Origin of the sequence: Nonomuraea sp. NPDC049141, assembly GCF_040648415.1 — a bacterium.
GTDB lineage: Bacteria > Actinomycetota > Actinomycetes > Streptosporangiales > Streptosporangiaceae > Nonomuraea.
On the sequence record NZ_JBEZDR010000004.1, the window covers coordinates 220,017 to 241,449 of the forward strand.

22 protein-coding genes and 1 tRNA gene are annotated in these 21,433 nt (G+C 70.2%); 20 read left to right on the plus strand and 3 right to left on the minus strand.

Annotated features, from left to right (window positions below):
- Positions 1-33: 33 nt before the first annotated feature.
- From ribD to AB0B91_RS13325, 10 genes are all read left to right on the plus strand, one after another.
- Positions 34-1,548: a bifunctional diaminohydroxyphosphoribosylaminopyrimidine deaminase/5-amino-6-(5-phosphoribosylamino)uracil reductase RibD gene (ribD, locus tag AB0B91_RS13280; protein ID WP_358318531.1), complete on the plus strand. Its 1,515-nt coding sequence runs from the start codon at positions 34-36 to the stop codon at positions 1,546-1,548.
- The gene (locus tag AB0B91_RS13285) at positions 1,548-2,138 is read left to right on the plus strand and encodes a riboflavin synthase (RefSeq protein WP_219538381.1); all 591 of its coding nucleotides are present in this window, start codon (positions 1,548-1,550) and stop codon (positions 2,136-2,138) included. Before ribD ends, AB0B91_RS13285 begins: the two co-directional genes overlap by 1 nt.
- Positions 2,135-2,794, plus strand: a complete 660-nt coding sequence (locus tag AB0B91_RS13290) for a nicotinamide mononucleotide transporter family protein (protein ID WP_358318532.1) — start codon at positions 2,135-2,137, stop codon at positions 2,792-2,794. Before AB0B91_RS13285 ends, AB0B91_RS13290 begins: the two co-directional genes overlap by 4 nt.
- Complete coding sequence (locus AB0B91_RS13295; RefSeq protein ID WP_358318533.1) at positions 2,791-4,008, plus strand: bifunctional 3,4-dihydroxy-2-butanone-4-phosphate synthase/GTP cyclohydrolase II; 1,218 nt, start codon at positions 2,791-2,793, stop codon at positions 4,006-4,008. The genes AB0B91_RS13290 and AB0B91_RS13295 overlap by 4 nt, the downstream gene beginning before the upstream one ends.
- A complete protein-coding gene (gene ribH, locus AB0B91_RS13300) occupies positions 4,005-4,475 on the plus strand; it encodes a 6,7-dimethyl-8-ribityllumazine synthase (RefSeq protein WP_358318534.1) in 471 nt (156 codons plus the stop codon). Before AB0B91_RS13295 ends, ribH begins: the two co-directional genes overlap by 4 nt.
- A gap of 20 nt (positions 4,476-4,495) precedes the next feature.
- Positions 4,496-4,948 carry a PH domain-containing protein gene (locus AB0B91_RS13305; RefSeq protein WP_358318535.1) on the plus strand — a complete coding sequence of 151 codons (453 nt, stop codon included), beginning with the start codon at positions 4,496-4,498 and terminating at the stop codon, positions 4,946-4,948.
- A 93-nt stretch (positions 4,949-5,041) separates the two neighbouring features.
- On the plus strand, positions 5,042-5,908 hold the full coding sequence (locus AB0B91_RS13310) for a MoxR family ATPase (RefSeq protein WP_358318536.1): 867 nt from the start codon (positions 5,042-5,044) through the stop codon (positions 5,906-5,908).
- Positions 5,901-6,971, plus strand: coding sequence for a VWA domain-containing protein (locus tag AB0B91_RS13315; RefSeq protein WP_358318537.1), 1,071 nt, complete (start codon positions 5,901-5,903; stop codon positions 6,969-6,971). The genes AB0B91_RS13310 and AB0B91_RS13315 overlap by 8 nt, the downstream gene beginning before the upstream one ends.
- On the plus strand, positions 6,964-8,055 hold the full coding sequence (locus tag AB0B91_RS13320) for an XdhC/CoxI family protein (RefSeq protein WP_358318538.1): 1,092 nt from the start codon (positions 6,964-6,966) through the stop codon (positions 8,053-8,055). Before AB0B91_RS13315 ends, AB0B91_RS13320 begins: the two co-directional genes overlap by 8 nt.
- Positions 8,052-8,615, plus strand: coding sequence for a nucleotidyltransferase family protein (locus AB0B91_RS13325; RefSeq protein WP_358318539.1), 564 nt, complete (start codon positions 8,052-8,054; stop codon positions 8,613-8,615). The genes AB0B91_RS13320 and AB0B91_RS13325 overlap by 4 nt, the downstream gene beginning before the upstream one ends.
- 46 nt (positions 8,616-8,661) lie before the next feature.
- Here the strand turns inward: AB0B91_RS13325 and AB0B91_RS13330 are convergent, their stop codons facing one another.
- Positions 8,662-9,549 (minus strand): endonuclease/exonuclease/phosphatase family protein, encoded by an 888-nt coding sequence (locus AB0B91_RS13330; RefSeq protein WP_358318540.1) that lies wholly within the window; start codon positions 9,547-9,549, stop codon positions 8,662-8,664.
- Between the two features lie 104 nt (positions 9,550-9,653).
- On the opposite strand from AB0B91_RS13330, the gene AB0B91_RS13335 reads away from it, so the two are divergent.
- The 4 genes from AB0B91_RS13335 to AB0B91_RS13350 all read left to right on the plus strand — a co-directional run bounded on the left by AB0B91_RS13335 (position 9,654) and on the right by AB0B91_RS13350 (position 13,509).
- Complete coding sequence (locus AB0B91_RS13335; protein WP_358318541.1) at positions 9,654-10,694, plus strand: LLM class F420-dependent oxidoreductase; 1,041 nt, start codon at positions 9,654-9,656, stop codon at positions 10,692-10,694.
- Positions 10,695-10,747: 53 nt separating this feature from the next.
- Positions 10,748-10,824 (plus strand) — tRNA-Met (locus AB0B91_RS13340).
- 646 nt (positions 10,825-11,470) lie between these two features.
- On the plus strand, positions 11,471-11,776 hold the full coding sequence (locus tag AB0B91_RS13345; RefSeq protein ID WP_357639637.1) for a hypothetical protein: 306 nt from the start codon (positions 11,471-11,473) through the stop codon (positions 11,774-11,776).
- Between the two features lie 248 nt (positions 11,777-12,024).
- Positions 12,025-13,509 (plus strand): protein kinase, encoded by a 1,485-nt coding sequence (locus AB0B91_RS13350; RefSeq protein WP_358318542.1) that lies wholly within the window; start codon positions 12,025-12,027, stop codon positions 13,507-13,509.
- Between the two features lie 32 nt (positions 13,510-13,541).
- Here AB0B91_RS13350 and AB0B91_RS13355 read toward each other — a convergent pair whose 3' ends face one another.
- The gene (locus tag AB0B91_RS13355; RefSeq protein ID WP_358318543.1) at positions 13,542-15,419 is read right to left on the minus strand and encodes a glycoside hydrolase family 9 protein; all 1,878 of its coding nucleotides are present in this window, start codon (positions 15,417-15,419) and stop codon (positions 13,542-13,544) included.
- Positions 15,420-15,521: 102 nt separating this feature from the next.
- Here AB0B91_RS13355 and AB0B91_RS13360 point away from each other — a divergent pair, with 102 nt between their 5' ends.
- Genes AB0B91_RS13360 through nusB form a run of 3 tightly spaced genes read left to right on the plus strand, consistent with a single transcriptional unit; the run spans position 15,522 to position 17,568 of the window.
- A complete protein-coding gene (locus tag AB0B91_RS13360; RefSeq protein WP_358318544.1) occupies positions 15,522-16,571 on the plus strand; it encodes a Xaa-Pro peptidase family protein in 1,050 nt (349 codons plus the stop codon).
- A 24-nt stretch (positions 16,572-16,595) separates the two neighbouring features.
- Positions 16,596-17,156 carry an elongation factor P gene (efp, locus tag AB0B91_RS13365; protein ID WP_358318545.1) on the plus strand — a complete coding sequence of 187 codons (561 nt, stop codon included), beginning with the start codon at positions 16,596-16,598 and terminating at the stop codon, positions 17,154-17,156.
- Between the two features lies 1 nt (position 17,157).
- Complete coding sequence (gene nusB, locus AB0B91_RS13370; protein WP_358318546.1) at positions 17,158-17,568, plus strand: transcription antitermination factor NusB; 411 nt, start codon at positions 17,158-17,160, stop codon at positions 17,566-17,568.
- Between the two features lie 326 nt (positions 17,569-17,894).
- Here the strand turns inward: nusB and AB0B91_RS13375 are convergent, their stop codons facing one another.
- Positions 17,895-18,575: a hypothetical protein gene (locus AB0B91_RS13375; protein WP_358318547.1), complete on the minus strand. Its 681-nt coding sequence runs from the start codon at positions 18,573-18,575 to the stop codon at positions 17,895-17,897.
- A 239-nt stretch (positions 18,576-18,814) separates the two neighbouring features.
- Here AB0B91_RS13375 and AB0B91_RS13380 point away from each other — a divergent pair, with 239 nt between their 5' ends.
- From AB0B91_RS13380 to AB0B91_RS13390, 3 genes are all read left to right on the plus strand, one after another.
- Positions 18,815-19,534: a methyltransferase domain-containing protein gene (locus tag AB0B91_RS13380; protein ID WP_358318548.1), complete on the plus strand. Its 720-nt coding sequence runs from the start codon at positions 18,815-18,817 to the stop codon at positions 19,532-19,534.
- A 42-nt stretch (positions 19,535-19,576) separates the two neighbouring features.
- The gene (gene dinB, locus AB0B91_RS13385; RefSeq protein WP_358318549.1) at positions 19,577-20,818 is read left to right on the plus strand and encodes a DNA polymerase IV; all 1,242 of its coding nucleotides are present in this window, start codon (positions 19,577-19,579) and stop codon (positions 20,816-20,818) included.
- A 203-nt stretch (positions 20,819-21,021) separates the two neighbouring features.
- A complete protein-coding gene (locus AB0B91_RS13390; protein ID WP_214637675.1) occupies positions 21,022-21,417 on the plus strand; it encodes a DUF3040 domain-containing protein in 396 nt (131 codons plus the stop codon).
- The last annotated feature ends 16 nt before the right edge of the window (positions 21,418-21,433 follow it).

A 21,433-nucleotide genomic window follows, 5' to 3' on the forward strand; every position in this document is an offset into this window, starting at 1 on the left:
GGCTTGGAGCTACTGGCGAGTAGGAGGCCCGGGGTGGAGACACCCGCTGAGGACGCCGCGCATTCGGCGCGCGCGGTCACTGAGGTGCAGGCCGTCACCGACGCCGCACACGAAGCGCATGCCGTTTCCGACACCGTCCGCGAAGCGCAGGCCGCCACCGACGTCGCACACGAAGCGCATGCTGATTCGGACGCCGTCCGCAAAGCGCAGCTCGTTCCTGACGCCGTGCACATGGCGCGGGCCGTCGAGCTGGCCGCGTGCGGGCGTGGGGCCACCAGTCCGAACCCCGTGGTCGGCTGCGTCGTGCTCGACGCGGACGGCAATGTCGCGGGGGAGGGCTTCCACGCCTACGCCGGTGGCCCGCATGCCGAGGTCGTCGCGTTGCGTGCGGCGGGCGAGCGGGCGCGTGGCGGCACCGCGTACGTGACGCTCGAGCCGTGCGACCACACCGGCCGGACTGGGCCGTGCAGCCTGACGCTGCTCGACGCGGGCATCGCCCGGGTGGTCGTGGCGGTCGCCGATCCCACCCCGAAGGCCGCCGGCGGGGGCGCGAGGCTGCGAGCGCACGGAGTCGTGGTGGAGTTCGGGGTGCTCGCCGAGGAAGCGGAGCGGGTCAACGCCGAGTGGCTCACCTACGCCCGGCTCGGCAGGCCGTACGTGACCTGGAAGTTCGCCGCCACCCTCGACGGCAGGTCGGCCGCCCCGGACGGCACCAGCCAGTGGATCACCTCCCCCGAGGCCCGAGCCGACGTCCACCGGCTGCGCGCCGAGTCCGACGCGATCATCGCCGGCATCGGCACGGTCCTCACCGACAACGCCCGCCTCACCGCCCGCCCACCCACCCCAGCCGACCCGAGTCCGACGGTCACCCCGGCCGACTCAAGCGGCCCGGCTGACCTGAGCCATGTGGGCGGCCCGGCTGACCCGATCGGCCCGGCTGACCCGATCGGCCCGGCTGACCCGATCGGCCCTGCCGGGGCGAGCAGCCCTGTCGGCCCCAGCCATCCGGCGAGCCAGGGTGGCGGCACGCGGGCCGCCGCGCGGGTGCCGTTGCGGGTCGTGGTGGACTCCGAGGGGCGGACCCCGCCCGGCGCCAGGGTGCTCGACGGTGAGGCGCCCGCGCTCATCGCGATCGCCGACGACATCGAGACCGGCCTCGCCCAGACGGGCCTCGCCCAGACCGATCTTGCCCAGACCAGCTCCGGCGAGGCCGGCCACAGAGCGGAGCTGATCCGGTTGCCCCGTCACGACGGCGGCCTCGATCTGCACGCGCTCCTCCGCGAGCTGGCCGCGCGCCAGGTCGTCAGCGTGTTCCTGGAAGGCGGCCCGACGCTCGCGGGCTCGTTCCTGCGCCAGGGCCTGATCGACCGCGTCATCGCCTACCTGGCCCCGGCGCTGCTGGGCGCCGGGCCCGCCGCGCTCGGCGACGCGGGCGTGGCGACCATCGCCGGCACCCACCGGCTGGTCTTCGACGACATTTCCCCCATTGGACCGGACCTGCGGCTGACCGCGCGGCCGGTGCTCGCACCACCACGCAAGGAGAGTTGATGTTCACCGGAATCATCGAGGAAAAGGGCGACATAGTGGCCGTCGAGGCGGTGGGCGACTCGGCGCGGCTGTCCGTCCGCGGCCCGATCGTCTCCTCCGACGCGCGCCACGGCGACTCGATCGCCGTCAACGGCGTCTGCCTGACGGTCGTGGACGTCCAGGGCGACGTGTTCACCGTGGACGTGATCAAGGAGTCGCTCGACCGCAGTTCGCTCGGCGCCCTGGACGCGGGCTCCGCGGTGAACCTGGAGCGCGCCGTACGGGCCGACCAGCGCCTCGGCGGCCACATCGTGCAGGGCCACGTCGACGGCACCGCCGTACTGCGCTCCAGGGAACCCGGAGCGAACTGGGACAACCTCCGCTTCTCCCTCCCCGAGTCCTTCGCCCGGTACGTGGCGGAGAAGGGTTCGATCGCCATCGACGGAATCAGCCTGACGGTCACCACGGTTGACGACGACAGCTTCGGCGTGAGTCTCATCCCCACCACGTTGAAGCTGACCACGATGGGCGAGCTCGCAGTGGGCGACACGGTGAACATCGAGGTCGACGTGATCGCGAAGTATGTGGAAAGGCTGGTGGGCAAGCAGTGAACTGGGCTAACGCCGGATTCGAGGTATTCGGCACGCACGTCCTCTGGACGGACCTGGTCGGCAACATCGCCGCGTTGAGCACCGTCCTGCTGGCGATGCGCAAGTCGATGTGGACGTGGCCGGTGCAGTTGACCGGCTCGGTGCTGTTGTTCATCGCCTCGATCAACGCGAACATCACCGGCAACGCGCTCAAGCAGGCGATGTTCGGGGCGCTGGCCGTCTATGGCTGGTGGGCGTGGCGGCGCGGCACGCAGGACGGCAAGCAACTGGCCGTGCGGCCGGCCACGGCACGGGAGCGGACCGGCTACATCACCGCGATGGTGCTGGGCACCGCGCTCGTCGGCGTGCTGTTCTTCGTCACGCACCTGTCATGGGGGGCCGCCGTGCCGCTGCCGAAGGGCGCGTTCCTGGTGGCCGCCGACGCCTACATCTTCGTCGGCAGCGCGGTCGCCACCTGGGCGCAGGGCAGGGCGCTGGTCGACTTCTGGATCGTGTGGGTGGCCGTCGACCTGGTCGGCGTGCCGCTGGCGTTCAGCTCGGGGCTGGTCGTCTCCGGCGCCGTCTATGGCGTGTTCTTCGTCCTCGTGCTGATCGGCTTCGTGAAGTGGCTGAGGGAGTACCAGAGCGTTCCCAAGGATCTGGTGGTGGCGTCATGACCGAGACCATTCTCGACCCGGTCGAACGGGCCATCGAGGACATCCGTAACGGCAAGCCCGTCCTGGTCGTCGACGACGAGAACAGGGAGAACGAGGGCGACATCATCTTCGCCGCCTCCAAGGCCACTCCCGAGCTGCTCACGTTCACGATCAGGCACACCAGCGGCGTCATCTGCGTGCCCATGGAGGGCAAGGAGCTGGACCGGCTGGGCCTGCCCCTCATGGTGTTCCAGAACCGGGAGCGGCTGCGCACGGCGTACACGATCAGCGTCGACGCCCGTGACGGCGTGAGCACCGGCATCTCCGCCGCCGACCGCGCCAGGACGATCCGCACGCTCGCCGACTCCGCGACCGAGCCCTACGAGCTGGTCCGGCCGGGCCACGTCTTCCCGCTGCGCTACCACGAGGGCGGCGTGCTGAGCCGGCGCGGTCACACCGAGGCCGCCGTCGACCTGGCCAGGCTCGCCGGGCTGTCCCCCGCGGGCGTCCTGGCCGAGATCGTCAACGACGACGGCACCATGGCCAGGCTGCCCGAGCTGCGGACCTTCGCCGACGAGCACGACCTGGCGCTCATCTCCATCGAGCAACTGGTCGACTACCGGCGCAGGACCGAGAGCATGGTCACCAGGGTCGCCGAGACGAACGTGCCCAACGCGTACGGGATGTGGCGGGCCTACGGCTACGCCAGCGCGCTCGACGGCGGCGAGCACATCGCGCTCGCCTACGGCGACCTGTCCGACGGCGAGAACATCCTGGTCCGCGCCCACTCCGAATGCCTGACCGGCGACGTGTTCGGCTCGCTGCGCTGCGACTGCGGCGTCCAGCTCGAACACGCCATGTCCGCGATCGCCGAGGAGGGCCGCGGCGTCGTCGTCTATCTGCGCGGCCACGAGGGCCGGGGCATCGGCCTGCTGGCCAAGCTCAGGGCGTACAGCCTCCAGGACAACGGCAGCGACACCGTCGACGCGAACATCGAGCTGGGACTGCCGGTCGACGCCCGAGAGTTCTCCAACGCCGCGCAGATCCTGGCCGACCTCGGCGTCAAGTCCGTGCGGCTGCTCACCAACAACCCGGCCAAGCTCAAGGGCATGGACGGCTACGGCATCAAGGTGCTCGGCCGCGAACCCATGCCGGTCGCGATGAACCCCTACAACGAGCGTTACCTGAAGGCCAAGCGCGACCGCCTCGGCCATGACATCTCGGAGGCTTCATGAGCGGGCAGGGACGTCCCGCGGTATCCGCCGTGCCGGACGCCGCGGGCCTGACGGTGGGCGTGGTCGCCGCTTCCTGGCACGCCAAGATCACCGACCAGCTCCTCGCGCGGGCGCTGCAGGCGTGCGACGACAGCGGCGCCACGGCCACCGTCGTACGGGTGCCCGGCTCGCTGGAGATCCCGGTCGTCGTCCAGGCGCTGGCCCGCCGCTGCGATGCGGTGGTGGCGCTGGGTGCGGTCATCAAGGGGGAGACCGCGCATTTCGCGTACGTCTGCGACTCGGTGACCGCCGGTCTGACCCGGATCTCGCTCGACGAGGAGACCCCGGTCGGCAACGGCGTACTCACCTGCGAGACGCTCGACCAGGCACTCGACCGCTCGGGCCTGCCGGACAGCAAGGAGGACAAGGGGTATGAGTCGACCATCGCCGCGCTGGAGACCGCACTCCTCCTGCGGGACCTCCACTGACCTGCGGTAGGTTTCCGTTCGTGTCCGATCCGCTGCCTCCCCCGCCGTTGCCCATCACCTGGCGTCCCCGCCGGGGGAGAATCGTCGCGTACGGCTTCGCGACGCTGGTCGTCCTGGGCTCGGTGGTGATGGCCGCCCTCATCGCCGAGCCGTTCCAGCTGCCGGACCGGATCATGCTCGTGCTGTTCGGCTGTCTCGTGGCCTTCGTCCTGCACCTGCTGGGCCGGGTGCGGGTCGAGGCCGACGAGACGGGCCTGACGATCGTCAACGCCATCCGCACGCACCGCTACAGCTGGCCGGAGGTCCTGGACGTGACCCTGCTGGTCGGCGAGCCGTGGCCCAAGCTGGACTTCTCCGACGGCCGCAGCATCGGCGCGATGGGCATCCAGGGCTCGGAGAAGGCCCGCGCCCGCCGGGCCACGGCCGAGCTGGCGGCCCTGATCCGCGAGCGCGGTGAGGCGAGGGAGGACTGAGCCTCCTGATCTACGTCCGAATGAGGTCGCGAATTCTCGCGAAGACCGAGCGGCGCGTAGCCTGAAGGCGTGCTGCGGCGGACAATCAGGGCAATGGACATCGAGTCTCCGGAGAAGCTCATCGAGCTGCTCGACCGGCACGCCTATCTGGCCGACGAGGGACTGGCCACAGCCGCGTTCCTGGCGCTCAGGATGGGACGGCCGCTCTTCCTCGAAGGTGAGGCGGGGGTAGGGAAGACCGAGCTGGCCAAGACGCTGGCCGCGCTGCTGAAGGCGCCGCTGATCCGGCTGCAGTGCTACGAGGGGCTCGACGCCGCCCAGGCGCTCTACGACTGGGACTTCGCTCGCCAGTTGCTCCACCTCAAGGCCGCCGAGGCCGCCGGGATCACCGACGTGGGCCGGCTCGAAGGCGAGATCTACGACCGCCGGTTCCTGATCGCCAGGCCGCTGCTCAAGGCCGTCGAGACGCAGCCCAGCGTGCTGCTGGTGGACGAGATCGACCGGGCCGACGACGAGTTCGAGGCGTTCCTGCTCGAAGTGCTGTCCGACTTCACGATCTCCATCCCCGAGTTGGGCACGATCAGCGCCAGGACGCCGCCGGTGGTCGTCGTCACCTCCAACCGGACCCGTGAGGTGCACGACGCGCTCAAGCGCCGCTGCCTCTACCACTGGCTGGAGCACCCGGACTTCGACAGAGAGGTGGCGATCCTGCTGCGCCGCCTGCCCGAGTGCACCGAGACGCTGGCCGTACAGGTGGCCCAGGCGGCGGCGCGGCTGCGGCGGGCCGGGCTGGTCAAGCCGCCGGGCGTCGCCGAGACGCTCGACTGGACCGAGGCGCTGCTCACGCTGGGCGCGAAGGAGCTCGACCCCGGCCGCGCCGCCGCCACGCTGGGCGCCGCGCTGAAGTACCGCGAGGACGTCGAGAACGTTCTGAACAACGGGCTGCTCAATCATGGATGAGCTGGCCGCGACCATGACGGGCTTCGCCAGGACGCTGCGCGCGGCGGGCGTCGCCGCCGACCACGAGCGGACCCGCAACCTGCTGCTGGCCCTGGACCACCTCGACGTGACCGCTCCGGCCGAGGTCTACTGGGCCGGCCGCTTCACGCTCTGCGCCACCCCCGACGACCTGCCCAGGTACGACCGCTGCTTCGCCGCCTACTTCGGCGGCAGGACCGCGAAGGTCAGCCGTACGAGCACCACGACCGTCACCCGCCACACCGCCGCGGCCGACCAGGACGAGCAGGAAGGGGAGGCGGATGCCGTGCCCGGCACCGCCAGCCGTATCGAGATCCTGCGGCACCGGGACGTGGCCAGGCTGACCGAGGCCGAGCGGGCGGAGGTGCACCGGATGCTGTCGCTGCTGCGCGGCCGGCGCGCGCAGCGGCGCTCGCGGCGGTTCGCGGCCGCGCACCGGGGAGTCCTGGACCAGCGGCGCACGATCCGGGAGGCGCTCAGGAAGGGCGACGTCGCGCGGTTGCGGCGCAAACGGCACGCCACCAGGCCGCGCCGCGTCGTGCTGCTCGTGGACGTCAGCGGCTCCATGGCGCCCTACGCCGAGACGCTGCTGCGCTTCGCGCACGCCCTGGTCAGGAGCGAGCCGCGGGCCACCCGGGTGTACTCGATCGGCACCAGGCTCACCCCGATCACCGCCGAGCTGCGCCACCGCGACCCCGGCACGGCGCTGAACGAGGTGTCCAAGGCCGTGCCCGACTGGAGCGGCGGGACCAGGCTGGGCGAGGAGCTCAGGGAGTACCTCACCCGGTCCAGCGCGCGGGGGGCGATCGCGGTGATCGCCTCGGACGGCTGGGAACGCGGCGATCCGGAGCTCCTGGGCACCCAGATGGCCCGGCTGGCCCGGCAGGCGCATCGGGTCATCTGGGTCAACCCGCACAAGGGGTACGCGGACTACCAGCCGCTGACCGGCGGCATGCGAGCCGCTCTGCCGTACCTGGACGATCTGGTGGCCGGCCACAGCCTGGCCGCCTTCGAGGAACTGAGCGAGAGGCTCGCCCATGCGTGATGTGCTGTCGGAGATCATGCCCTGGTGGCGGTCGGGGCTCAGGTTCGGGCTCGCCACGGTGGTGAGCACGTTCAGCAGCGCGCCCCGGCCGCCCGGCGCGGCCATGGCGGTACGCGGCGACGAGGTGGTCGGCAGCGTGTCCGGCGGGTGCGTCGAGGGCGCGGTGTTCGAGCTGGCCGCCGAGATCGACACGCCCGTCCTGCAGAGGTACGGCGTGAGCGACGACGACGCGTTCGCCGTCGGGCTGACCTGCGGCGGCATCATCGACGTCCTCGTCGAGCCCATCTCGATCGAGACGTTCCCCGAACTGGGGGAGATCTCGGCCTCCGTGAACGCGCACGAGCCCGTGGCGGTCGCCACGATCGTCTCCGGCCCCGGCCGGATGGGCGCCCGCCGCGTCATCTGGCCGGACCGCTCCTCGGGCACGCTCGGCGTGGACCGCCTCGACGAGGCCGTCGACGACGACGCCCGCGGCATGCTGGCCCAGGGCACGACCGGCATCAGGCACTACGGCGGGCAGGGCGAGCGGCGGCTGGACGACCTCGCGGTGTTCGTGCACTCGTTCGCGCCGCCGCCGCGCATGCTGGTGTTCGGCGCGATCGACTTCGCCGCGGCGGTGGCGCGGGTGGGCAAGTTCCTGGGCTATCACGTGACCGTCTGCGACGCGCGGCCCGTCTTCGCCACCCCCAAGCGCTTCCCCGAGGCCGACGAGGTGGTGGTCAAGTGGCCCCACGACTACCTGGCCTCGGTACAGGTGGACGAGCGCACGGTCATCTGCGTGCTCACCCACGACCCCAAGTTCGACGTGCCGCTGCTGGAGGTGGCGCTGCGCACCGGCGCGGGCTACGTCGGCGCCATGGGCTCCCGCCGCACCCACGAGGACCGGCTGGACCGGCTGCGCGAGGCGGGCCTGACCGAGGAGGAGCTGGCCCGGCTGAGGTCGCCCATCGGCCTCGACCTGGGCGCCCGGACCCCGGAGGAGACGGCGGTGTCGATCGCCGCCGAGCTGATCCAGCTCCGCTGGGGCGGTTCGGGACGGCCGCTGACCCACACCGAGGGGCGCATCCACCAGGAGACGCCATGAGAGGCTCCCGGGTGGCCGGGCTGCTGCTCGCCGCCGGGCAGGGCGCCCGGCTGGGCACGCCCAAGGCGCTGGTCGAGTATGAGGGCGAACGGCTGGTCGACCGGGGCGTGCGGCTGTTGGAGGAGGGCGGCTGCCATCCCGTGGTGGTCGTGCTCGGCGCGGCTACCGTACAGGTGCGCAGGGCGGTGACGGTACGCAATCCGGACTGGCCGACGGGCATGGGCTCGTCCCTGAGAGTGGGGCTGGCCGCGCTGCCCGAGGAGGCGGAGTCGGTGGTCATCGCGCTGGTGGACCAGCCGTTCATCAGGCCCGAGGCGGTCCGTGCCCTGATCGCCGGCCAGGCCGAGGTGGCCGTGGCGACCTACGGCGGCAAGCGCAGGAACCCCGTGCTGATCGCCCGCCGCCACTTCGGTGAGGTCGCCGCGCTGGCCGTGGGTGACGTGGGCGCGCGGCCGTTCCTGAAGGCGCATCCCGAGCTGGTCACCGAGGTGCCGTGCGACGGCCTGGGCGACCCGGCGGACATCGACACGCCCGGGGACCTGTCACTCCTGGAGACGTAGACGCTCGGAAGCGTGCGCTCGGAGACGTGGGCTCGGAGATGTGCGCTCAGAGACGGAGCGAGGCCACCGCGGCTCGGTGGTCGCTGCCCGTCGCCGGGGCCACCCCGGCCTTGGTCGCCGTCATCCCTTTGAACAGGATGTGGTCCGGCCTGGTGATCGGGAACTCCGACGGCCAGGTGAACCCGAAACCGTCGCCCGCCGTGACCTGCGCGTCGATCAGCGGTGGGGTGAGCCCCTGCATACCCCGGTCGGTGGTGGCGGTGTTGAGGTCGCCCAGCAGCAGGATCCGCTGGCTCGGGTCGGCGTCGATGAGCTTGCGGGCGGAGGCCAGAGATTCGTCGCGCGAGGCGGTCTGGCCGGGGCGGGCGGAGGCCAGGTGCATGACGTACACGGTGACCTTGCCCTTGGGCGTGGCCACCACGGCCCGCAGCGCGCGCGGCCAGCCCATGCCGACGTCGAGCGGCTTGGTCTCGGTGATCGGGTAGCGGCTCCACAGGCCGACCGTGCTCACCGGATAGTGGTACTTGAACATCTTGTTGAGCTGCTTGGCGGCCGGGCCGCCGCTGGTGAGCTCCTGCGCCGCCAGCAGGTCGAGGTCTTCGGCGATGCGGCGTACGGCCTCGCCCGAGGCGTCGTTGGTGACGCCCACGTTCACCGTGCCGACCGCCAGATCGCTCTGGCCGCCGGGCGGGGTGCGCATCAGCGTGGCGCCGAACATGGCCGCCCACACCACCCCCGGCACGAGCGCCGCCACCGTGGCCACCGTGGACCGGGACACGAGGCCACCCACGATGAGCAGCGGCACGATGATCCCGAACCAGGGCAGCAGGCTCTCCATCACAGGAGTGAACCCACCTAGCGCCGGGATCAGCTGGTGCCCCGCCAGGCTCACGGCGAGCACGGCTGACACGACGATGACGAGGCGCTTCAGCATTCGACCCAGGCTAGCCGCTCGCTGCCGGGGACGCGGCGCGCTAACCTGTTGCCGTCGCAACGGAACAACATTCGGTTCATCTTTCGGTTCATCGGGAGCCCGGCATGCGCATCGGTATGGCACTCAACTACTCCGGCGGTTTCAAGGAGTCGGTCGCCGAGCTGGCCGACTACGAGAAGGCGGGCCTCGACATCGTCTTCGTCGCCGAGGCCTACAGCTTCGACGCCGTGAGCCAGATGGGCTACATCGCCGCCAGGACCGAGCGCCTGGAGATCGCCTCCGGCATCCTGCCGATCTACTCGCGCACCCCGACGCTGCTGGCGATGACCGCCGCGGGCATGGACTACGTCTCCGACGGGCGCTTCACGCTGGGCCTCGGCGCCTCGGGGCCGCAGGTGATCGAGGGCTTCCACGGCGTGCCGTACACGGCGCCGCTGGGCCGTACGAGGGAGATCATCGAGATCTGCCGCCGGGTGTGGCGGCGCGAGCGGCTGGAGTACGAGGGCAAGCACTACACGCTGCCGCTGCCGCCCGGCCAGGGGACCGGGCTCGGCAAGCCGCTGAAGCTGATCAACCATCCGGTACGCCCCCGCATCCCGATCGTGGTCGCGGCCATCGGCCCCAAGAACGTCGAACTGGCCGCGGAGCTCGCAGAGGGCTGGGAGCCGATCTTCTACGTCCCCGAGAAGGCCGCCGACGTGTGGGGCCCGTCGCTGGCCGCCGGGCGGGCCAAGCGGCAGGACGAGCTCGGCGAGCTGGACGTGATCGCGCAGGCGTCGCTGGCGATCGGCGACGACGTGGCGGGGCTGCTGGAGTTCGGCCGGCCGATGGCCGCGCTGTACATCGGCGGGATGGGCGCCAAGGGCCGCAACTTCTACAACGACCTCGCGCGGCGCTACGGCTACGAGAAGGAGGCGGAGGCGATCCAGGAGCTCTACCTCGACGGGAAGAAGACCGAGGCGGCGGCGCTGGTGCCGCACGAGCTGCTGGAGAGCATGTCGCTCATCGGCAGTGAGGGGTTCGTGCGGGACCGGGTGGCGGCGATGAAGGAGTCGGGGGTGACGACGCTCAACATCGCGCCGTTCGGGGCGACGCACGAAGATCGGGTGAAACTGATCGAGCAGATCAAGGAAATCGCCTCCTGATCCCCTTCGGGCGACCGAAGCACTCCCAGGACCCGATAGTCTTTCTCTTGCGACGCGGGGTGGAGCAGTTCGGTAGCTCGCTGGGCTCATAACCCAGAGGTCGCAGGTTCAAATCCTGCCCCCGCTACCAGGACGAAAAGGCCCTTCAGGATCATCCTGGAGGGCCTTTTCGCGCGTTCATTCACAATGGGCCTCGCTTCGCTCGGACCGCCTTCCTCGGGCGCGCCTTCGGCGCGCAACCCCCTACGGTCGGCGCTTGCGGCCGCCTGTTGACCGGAGTCGACGGCCATGATCACTCGCCCGGACCTCGACCTCCAAGGCCCGCAACCGGTGGCCCGCTCTATCGGACTCATGAGATTTTGGTTGACGTAGTTGATGTGCCGGGCCGCATGGAGACCTTCATGCCAGGGGCGGCGGCATGCGTACGATGTCGCTGTGGTGGAGTCGGGGCGAGAGCGGATACGACGCCTGAGGCGTCTGGCAACCTGCTGGTGAACCCAGAGGTCGCAGGTTCAAATTCTGCCCCGGTCACAATGCGCCTTGCTCTCCTCCGCGAGGGCGGGCGTTCTTCATGTCGTGCGTCGGATGTGTCGGTCGTCGGCGCGTCATCGAATCCGGGCGTACGGCAGTTGGCATGGCGGGTGTGAGGTGAGAAAGACTGCCCGTGACGGTAAGCGGTCTCCTGGGCGAATCGATGCGCATCGCACCGGCCGAGACGGCATGCTGGTTCGGGCGCCCAAGGGCGCCATCCCTCCATGCCGGAAGGTGCATGCGTCATGACAGGCAGCCCTCAGCGGGGCGCTTTCCTCAAAGAGCACATGAACGCCGTGCTGGCGATGGTCACCGTCGCTCTGGAAGCACGGGAGAGCGGCGACACCAGCGACCCGGTCGGCCTGCAGGTGATCAGCCGGGTCATCAACGAGGTGCCACGGGAGGTCGCCGCGATGGCGTCCCTGCATCTCATCCTCCTGCTCGTACGGCATCTCGCACGGGTCCAGGGACGGCCGGTGGAAGAGGTGTGGCAAGAGCTCGCGCTGATCTACGCCGAGGACTGGCCCGAGGACGATGCGCCCCGGGCGTGAGGCCCGGGCCCGTCACATGCCGTACGGCGAACGTCCTGGAATCTGCGCACCACCGTCCTTCGATCGCCATGGGCCGCACCGGCCCCGTGTTGTGAGACGCCTTCGCGAACCGATGGGTTGACAGGGACGGCGACCGGGTCCCGGCACCGACTGTGCCGGAGCCGACAAGCCGTGTTGTGGGGCGGGTGAGGTCCGTGGGGGCCTAGTGTGGGGCAGAAATTGCCGTTTCTGTAGTTATTGGCGGAGATATGTCCGACGCGACGCCGTCCGTGATCGCCGGCCGGTACCGGCTTGATGAGCTCATCGGCAGCGGGCCGACGGGTGAGGTGTGGCGCGGGTACGACCAGCGCGCCGACTGGACCGTGGCCGTGAAGGTGCTGGACACGCGGGCGGCCACGCCCGAAGTGCTCCGGCAGCATGCCCAGGCCGTGGCCCGGGTGATCCACCCGAACGTGGCCATGGTGCTCGACGTGGGCGACCACGAGGGAGCGCCGTACCTGGTGATGGAGTTCCTGACGGGGGAGAGCCTCGGTGAGGAGGTGGCAGGGGAGGGGCCGCTGCCCATCGTGGAGGCGTGTGACCTCATCGGGCAGGCGGCCGCGGGGCTGGAGGCGGCGCACCGGGCCGGTGTGGTGCACGGCCAGATCGGGCCCGACAGCTTCCGGCGGGCCGGGAGCGGGGTGCTCAAGGTCGTAGGGTTCGGGCTGGCCGACCAGGTGCCGTCGGATGACGGCGTACGGTATCGGGCGCCCGAGGTGATCGACGGGCGCGGCGGGGCGGCCCCCGCCGACCTGTACGCGCTGGGGTGCGTCTGTTACGAGGTGTTGTGCGGGCGCCCGCCTTTCGAAGGGTCGCCGGAAGAGGTGGGCGAGCTGCACCTGCACGCCGAGCCCGCCCCGCCGAGCAGCCATCGGGCGGAGGTGCCGGGCGAGCTGGACCGGCTGGTGCTGGCCATGCTGGCCAAGGACCCCGCCGCCCGGCCGGCCGGTGGCGAGCCGGTACGTAGAGCGCTGGCCGCCATCGCCCGGCCATCTCGCCCCCAGCCCGGCCAGGCCATGGCCCAGCCGGGCGGGCCAGGCGCTGGCGGGCATGCGGCGGGTGCGGCCGGGATGGGGGCCGGTGAAACGCACGTCATGCCCGCCGGGGTGTTTCACGACAGTGGCGGCCCGCGCAAGGGCGACACCGCGATCTACGACGCGCCGCCACCCGAGCCGTCGTCCAACCGCCGCCTGTTCGTGCAACTGGGCGTGGCCCTGGCCGCCATCGCGGCGGTCACCGTGGGCCTGATCCTGTGGGCGGGATCACGCGGTGAACCCGTGGCCGAGCCGACCCCCTCACCGACGGCCGCCACCAGCGCCCCGGCCCCGGAGCCGACCGAGACCCCCGAACCGAGCACGTCCGTCGCACCCATCCCCACCGATCCAGGAGGCCCCACACCCACCCCCAAGGGGACCCTGGGAAACAGCGTCCCGTCCGGAGGCTGGGCGCATTGGCTGGGCGAGTTCGACAAGGCCGTGACGTCTCAGGAGACCATCGGCGACATCGAGCCCGGTGTCGCCAGAAAGGCCCACGAAAAGATCAGGAAGGTCGGCCGGAAACTCGTGCAGAAACCCGGCAGCCCGGCATTCAACCAGATCGCGGACATCATGCGCGACCTGCGCAAGGCCCAGGAGAAGGGTGATGTGCCCTCCTCCGGACCCCTCGCGGAGTTCCTCGACGACTGGAAACCCTGACCCCGGCAACCGGCGCCGGCGACCGGCGGCGGCTATCGCGACATCAGCGTCAGCGCGTAGACGCCGATGGCCGCGAAGTCGTCCGCCGGTTCCGACGCCTGCCAGGACCGCACATCGTCCACGAACCGGCTGCCCCGCCCGGTGAACGGCGCGTACCGGTCCACGCCGTCCTTCGGGCACGGCACCATCCCTTCCAGATGGTCGCCCAGCCCGTCGTGGAACAGGGACGCGTCGTTCGGCCCGTTCACCACGGCCCCCGTGGCGGGCTTCCGGGTGATGTCGGAGATCTGGTAGTGCGGGCAGCGGATCGCGTTCTCACCCGCCCCGGCGACGAACGACACGCCCCACGCGTTGGCGCCGAACACCCACCCGCGCTGCCGCGTCCCGAAGGCGTCATACGCTCGGTCCCCGCTCACCGACCGGTACAGCCGCGACGTCGCCGCCATCCCGAACGCGTGCGGCACCGCGTCGAACTCGGAGTAGGCGGCCCCCGCGCGGAACGGATCCTTCCCGGCCCGCGCGGAACCGATCTCCAGCTGCGCCCGTAGATCGTCCACCAGTTGCCACTCGGAGACGGCGAGCCCGTCGGAGATCTGCTGCTGACCCGACGTGCCGACCAGCGCCGGCTGCCCGTCGGGGCCCGTCACCTGGATGGCCTGCACCGAGCCGGCCGCGTCCGCCTGCCGGATCCCCTTGATCAGGTCGGTGTGGGCGAGCGCGCTCACGTCGTACAGGTTGAACGTGTCGTCCCCGGCCTCGTGCTCCAGGTACTGCCCGGCCCAGTGCGCCGCCTTCTCCAGCCAGCCCGCGGCCCGGTCGTCGCCCAGCCGCTGCGCCGCCAGCGCCAGCTCGGCGGCGCCCAGCTCCATGTCGTCGCGCCAGGCGCTCTCCGGGTAGAAGGCGTGCGGCAGCGATGTGACGAGCTGCCCGACCTTCTCCGTCTTGGCCATCGCGTAGACCGCCGCCGCCTTGCCCAGCAGCGCCGCCGCCCGCTCGGGGGACGGCTCCACCTGCGCGGCCAGCGCGAAGGCCGCCGCGGTACGGCCGGCCAGGTTGGGACTGATCGGCTTGCCGGGGGCGGCCGCGCGGAACACCGGCCGATGGCGCAGGAAGCGGTGCCGGGAGGAGTCGTCGGACTCGGGCAGCCGCCAGACGTCATGGTCGCCGACGTAGGTGGCCTCCTCGTTGCCCGCGCCGATGCCGACCTGGATGTAGAGAGTCTTAGAAGCGCCGTCCCACATTTTGTCCAGATATTTCAGGCCGTGGGTGGCTTCGCTGCTGAGGCGTTGGTCGGGTCCGCCGTCTCGTGCCGAGGCCCAGAGCAGCGTGTCGACATAAGCCAGGATGTGGGTGAACTTGAGATAGTCACCGGCGTCGAACCATCCGCCCTCGACGTTCACGGGCCCGCCGATTTTCGTCAGCTTGCCCTTGATCTCGTCGGTGTCCGCCCCGGTGAACACCGGCCAGTCATAGACCGAGGCGGCCTTGTCGTTGCGGTGCCGGCGACCGCCGTCCCGCTGCCCTTCGAAGAAGGTGAGAATCTTCGAGGTGGGCGAGGCGGGCGCGATCTGGAAGGCTGGGGAGGTCATCGTGCCCGACTTGATCCGGTAGCGGCCCGGTTCCTTCAGCGGGGTGAGGTCCAGGCCGTACACGTGCTTGTACGCGCTGTTCCACGAGCCCAGGTCGCTGCCCGCCGTACCCTTGAGCACCTCGCGCCCGTCGTCGCGGACGACGCTGAAGCGGGCGCCCGCGGACCCCGCGCGGGTCATCAGGTACGCGTGCTTGGACTCGGCGGGCGCGAAACCGACTTGATCGACCCGGATATGACCGGGAGGCGGAGGCGCGGCGACGGCCGGGGTGCTCCCCATGGTCAGGACGGTCAAGGCGACAGCTAAGGCGGACCTCATCATGGGGCGCTCCATGGAATTATGTGAACAGCGTTCAGCACGGTATTCGCGTGTGACAGGGGAGGTCAATAGTGGCGCGAGGGTTAATACACGTACATTGACGAAATGACCGTCAATTATCCGGAACGCCGGGCGCGGGTCGCGGAAATGCTGCCCGCGCGCGAGGTCGACGCGATCCTCGTCACCTCGGGCGTCAACGTGCGCTACCTCACCGGGCTGGAGAGCTCGAACGCCGCCGTGCTCATCAAGGCCGACGGCTCCGCGCTGCTGGTGACCGACAACCGCTACATCGAGAAGACGCGCGGGCTGGACGTGGCGGCCGTGGAGGCGTCCGACGTGGCGGCCAGGCTGGCCGCGCCCGGCATCGGGATCGAGGCGGCGAGCATGACCGTGGCGACGTTCAACCGGCTGAGCAGCCTGCTGGAGAGCGGGCCGGTGCCCCTGGAGCCGCTCGTGGAGCTGCTGCGGGCGGTCAAGGACGACGACGAGCTGGAGCTCCTCCGTACGGCCTGCGCGATCAGCGACCAGGCGTTCGCCGACGTCACGGGCAACATCGGCCCGGGCGTCACCGAGCGGGACGTCGCCCGGCTGCTCGAAGCCCGCATGATCGAGCTCGGCGCCGACGGGCCGGCCTTCGCCACCATCGTCGCGGCGGGCGAGAACGGCGCCATCCCGCACCACGCGCCCACCGGCAGGGAACTGCGCACCGGCGACCTGATCACCATCGACTTCGGCGCCTGCTACCAGGGCTACCACGCGGACATGACGCGTACGGTCGCCCTGGGCGTCCCCGCCGCCTGGCAGCGGGAGATCTACGACCTGGTCGCCGACGCGCAGCGCGCTGGCAGGAAGGCCCTGGCACCGGGGGCGACGGCCAAGGAGGTGGACGCGGCCGCCCGTTCGGTCATCGAGGCGGCCGGCCACGGCGGTCACTTCAGGCACGGGCTCGGTCACGGCGTCGGACTGGAGATCCACGAGGACCCGTTCCTGGGCCCGTTGCGGACCGGTAGACTAGAGGATCGAGTTCCTGTCACCGTCGAGCCGGGGGTCTACCTCCCGGACCGGGGCGGTGTTCGCATCGAGGACACCCTTGTGACCCGCACGGGCGGGCCGGAACTCCTCACGAAGACGACCAAGGAGCTGCTCGTCCTTTGAGCGGCCACACGCGGGAGAATACGAGTGGCGACGACCAACGACCTCAAGAACGGCATGGTGTTGAAGCTCGACGGCGGTGAGCTGTGGGCCGTTGTGGAGTTCCAGCACGTCAAGCCGGGCAAGGGCGGCGCGTTCGTCCGCACCAAGCTCAAGAACGTGCTCTCGGGCAAGGTCGTCGACAAGACCTTCAACGCCGGCGTGAAGGTCGACGTGGCCAACGTCGACAAGCGCGAGATGCAGTATTCCTACAAGGACGGCGACGACTTCGTCTTCATGGACACCGAGACCTACGACATGGTCAACGTGCCCACCGGCACGGTCGGGACCGCCGCCAACTACATGCTCGAGAACACCCTGGCCACGATCGCCTTCAACGAGGGCTCCGCGCTCTACGTCGATCTGCCCGCCGCGGTCGAGCTGACCATCTCCAACACCGAGCCCGGCCTGCAGGGCGACCGCTCCACCGGCGGCACCAAGCCCGCCACGCTGGAGACCGGCGCCGAGGTCAAGGTCCCGCTCTTCATCACCACCGGCGAGAAGATCAAGGTCGACACGCGCAGCGGCGAATACCTCGGCCGGGCCTGAGGTGTCGGCACGAGGCAAAGCACGCAGGCGCGCGCTCGACATCCTCTTCGAGTCCGAACTCCGCAGCGAGGATCCCCTGCGGATCCTCGCCGAGCGGGTCGAACGGCAGGACCCCCCGGTCAACGAATACACCTCGACCATCGTCGAGGGCGTCGCCCGTCACCAGGCCCGCATCGACGAGCTCATCACCACCTACTCCGAAGGCTGGACCCTCGACCGCATGCCCGCGGTCGACCGCAACCTGCTGCGTGGGGGCACCTACGAGCTCCTGTGGATGCCCGACGTCCCCGAGGGCGTGGTCATCAGCGAGTGGGTGCACCTGGCGGGCGAGCTGTCCACGGACGAGTCGCCCCAGTTCGTGAACGGGCTGCTGGCCCGCTTCAAGCAACTGAAGCCAAGTATCACCCTTTAGACACCCTCTTCAGGTGAATCCGGTTCTACCGTCGGGGGATTCCTGTCCCTCCGGGTAGAAGAAATTCCTACTTCTGCCCCGAAGGCCGTCCATATGGGCGAGGTACGTTCCAGACACGCGGCCTGCACGGCTTGCGCTAGGCGAGGGACGTGTACACCGCACGGTCAACCGTTCGATGCCTGCTGTCGCCTGGTTGACCGTGCGGCTTCGACAGGAGCCCACCCGCCCCGGTCCCGTCCCGCGTCAGGAACTCAGCGCTGGCCATGGGCGCCGACGCCCCACAAAACGCCCCGCCGGTCCATCCCAGCCGGCGGGGCACCGGTGTCCTACCAGGTCCAGTCGGAGTGCGCGTCGGCCTGCCACGCCTTGGGGAAGTACTGCCGGATGGCGAAGGCCATGCCGATGCCCCGGGCGATGAACTGGTCACGCTCCAGCTTCCTGGTGATCGGCTTGCCGGGCTGCCCCTGGTTGTCCCACCAGGACTCCCACTGCTTGACGCAGGTCTGCGCGCCGTACTTCGCGTTGTCGCAGGGCGCGGGCGGCGACCAGATCTGTGTGTGGCCGAAGTCGACGACCTTGCCCGATGACTCCTCGGTGATGCTGCCCCAGGCCTTGAGGCAGTAGATCTGGCTGGGGATGTCCCACTTCACGTAGTGCTGTCGGCCGCTGGTAGCCAGCGTGCGCAGGTTCCCGCACTTGGCGTCGCCGATCTGCTCCTTGGTGATCCGCAGGCGGTAGTAGGTGCCGTTGTCGCGCCAGCCGTCGAGCATGACCCAGCCGCCCTCGTGGACGAACTTCTCCGCGTAGTTCGGCGGCCACTTGGCGGGGTCGCCCCAGCTGATCTCCGATGTGGTGGCCGACAGCGGCTTCCAGGCCCACTGCCCGGCCGCCCGCCCATCGGCCCAGAACTGACCGGCGCTGCGCGAGGTCATCCGCGAGTACGCGCCGTAGACCTCACCCACCGTCTCGGCCTGAGCCGGTACGGCCGCCGGCGACCCCAGCACCACCGCAAATAGCGAGATTCGCCACAAAATCCTCATAAATCCCTCTGTATGTAGATAAGTAGCTCCCGACCCCACCGCATCAGGCGTCACCCGCGGGCGCGCTTCGACGATCCTGGAAGCGAGGAGGCGGAGCGGGCGATCTCCCACACCGCGTAGGCTGGGGCGGGGTTGTGGGAGCAAAGGGAGGCGAGCCGACGTTGCGTGCTGAAGGACGTGCCGCAGGCGTCACGAGGACTCCGGCGGTGCGGACCGCCGTCGTCTGGGCGGCGCTGCGGGCGGTGCTGGCCGAGCGGGCGGCCGCCACGGGGCGTGATGACCTCGACATCGTCGACGCCGGCGGCGGGACCGGCGGGTTCGCCGTGCCGCTGGCCGAGCTGGGCCACACGGTCACCGTGGTCGACCCGAGTCCCGACTCGCTGGCCGCGCTGGAGCGCAGGGCCAAGGAGAAGGGCGTGGGCGTGCGCGCCCTGCAGGGCGACGCCGCCGACCTGGGCGACCTGCTCGACCGCGACAGCGTCGACCTGGTCCTCTGCCACAGCGTGCTCGAATACGTGGAAGACCCGATCAGCGCGCTGACGGCCGTGGCCGGCGTGCTGCGCGCGGGCGGCGCGGTCAGCGTGCTGGCCGCCAACCCGGTGGCCAGTGCCATCCACCGGGCGCTCGCGGGGCAGTTCGACGAGGCCAGGGCCGTGCTGAGCGACCCGCGGGGCAGTTGGGGCGACCGCGACCCCACGCCGCGCCGCTACACCGCCGAGGCGCTCGCCCAGTTGCTGGCCGCGACCGGCTTCACGGTCGGGGAGGTGCACGGCGTGCGGGTGTTCGCCGACCTGGTGCCCAGCAGGCTGGTCGACGGCGAGCCGGGCGCGGCCGAGGCCCTCGTCGCTCTCGAACAGGCCGCCGCGGCCCACCCCGTGCTGCGTGACATCGCCACTCAGCTCCACGTCCTCGGCCATTGTGGCTGATCAGCTCCTAGCATAGAACGCGTGTTCGGATAGAATGGTGGCGTGTCTCGTAAGCAGATCACGGGCATCGGCCCCGCTCCACAGACCGGGGCCGATGACGGCGGCTGCCCGATCCTGCATGTCGACATGGACGCCTTCTTCGCCAGCGTCGAGCTGCTCGACCGCCCGGAGCTGCGGGGGCGTCCGGTGATCGTCGGCTCGCCGGCCGGGCGCGGCGTGGTGCTCAGCGCCACCTATGAGGCCAGGTCCTTCGGCGTGCACTCGGCGATGCCGATGAGCAGGGCGCGCAGGATGTGCCCGCAGGCCACGATCATCCCGCCCAGCCACGGCAAATACTCCGAGGTCTCCAAGGGTGTCATGGAGGTCTTCCACGCGATCACCCCGATGGTCGAGCCGATCGCCTCCGACGAGGCGTTCCTCGACGTCGGCGGTGCCCGGCGCAGGCTGGGCTCGCCCGTCGCGATCGCCTCGATGATCAGGGCCCAGGTGCTGGAGCGTTACGGCATCACGTGTTCGGTGGGTGTGGCGAGCAGCAAATTCGTGGCGAAACTCGCCTCAAAACAGTGCAAGCCAGACGGCCTCCTGGTGGTCCCTGAGGGCGAGGTGGTGGATTTCCTCCACCCGCTGCCCGTGTCGGCGCTGTGGGGCGTCGGTGAGCGCACAGAGCAGTCCCTGGTGCGTCTCGGCATCCGCACGGTCGGCGATCTGGCCAGGGTCCCCGTCCCTACCCTTCGGCGCGAGCTGGGCCAGGCCGTGGGAGGCCATCTGGCCGCGCTGGCCTGGGGGCGCGACGAGCGCCCGGTGACCGCGCACGTGCCCGACAAGAGCATCGGCAACGAGGAGACCTTCGCGGCCGACATCGACGACCCCGAAGTGATCAAACGCGAGTTGCTGCGTCTGTCCGAGCGAGTGGCCTCCCGGATGCGTAAGGCCGGCCACGTGGGCAGGACTGTGAGCGTGAAGCTGCGCCGTGCCGATTTCTCCACCATCAACCGGTCCAGGACCCTCAGAGAGCCGACCGACGTGGCCCAGGAGATCTACGCGACCGCCTGCGAGCTCTTCGAGGCGGCAGGGCTTGAGCGGGTGCGACTGCGCCTCGTCGGGGTCCGGATGGAGAATCTCCGCCCCGCCGATTCGGCCTCGCGCCAGCTCGGCCTGGGCGATCGGGAGACCGGCTGGCGGGAGGCCGAGCAAGCCATGGATCAGGCGATCCGAAGATTTGGTCCTGATGCGGTGCTCCCAGCGTCGCTTGTACGCGGCAGACTTGATGAAATGGAGGCATGACGTCAATGTCAGGATTTCTGGGGAGGGGCGGCGGATGACCCACAATGGAGTCATGACGTCACCTCCGGTTTGGTCTGCGTTGGGCGTTTGCTTTCGCCCACGCCTACAGCCTCGTATTCTGGGGATAACCGACCGCGAGGTTCGGACACCCCGTGTCGTCCGTAGCCGTCTTCCCCGTCCTGGGGCCGTCCTTGGGAGGCGCCGTGCCGCTCTCTGAGCACGAGCAGCGCTTGCTCGACCAGATCGAGCAGGCCCTCTACGCCGAGGACCCGAAGTGGGCCAACACCGTAAGGATCAGTGACCCGCGCAGCCATTACAAGCGTCGCCTCATCAAGGCCTCCATCGGCTTTGCCCTCGGCGTCGTCCTGCTGATGGTCGGCGTAGTGATCAATTTGATTCCGCTCGGCGTCGGCGGTTTCGTGGTCATGCTCGCCGCGTGTCTGTGGGGTCTGTCGAGCTGGAAACGCATGAACGGGTTCGGTGACGCCGCGCCCGCCTCGGGGGCGTCCGTTTCGGGCAAGCCGGCCCGCCGGGGCAACCGTGGCAGCTTCATGGAGCGCATGGAAGAGCGCTGGCGCCGTCGTCACGACGAGCGCTGAGCGCGAAAGAGCCTCC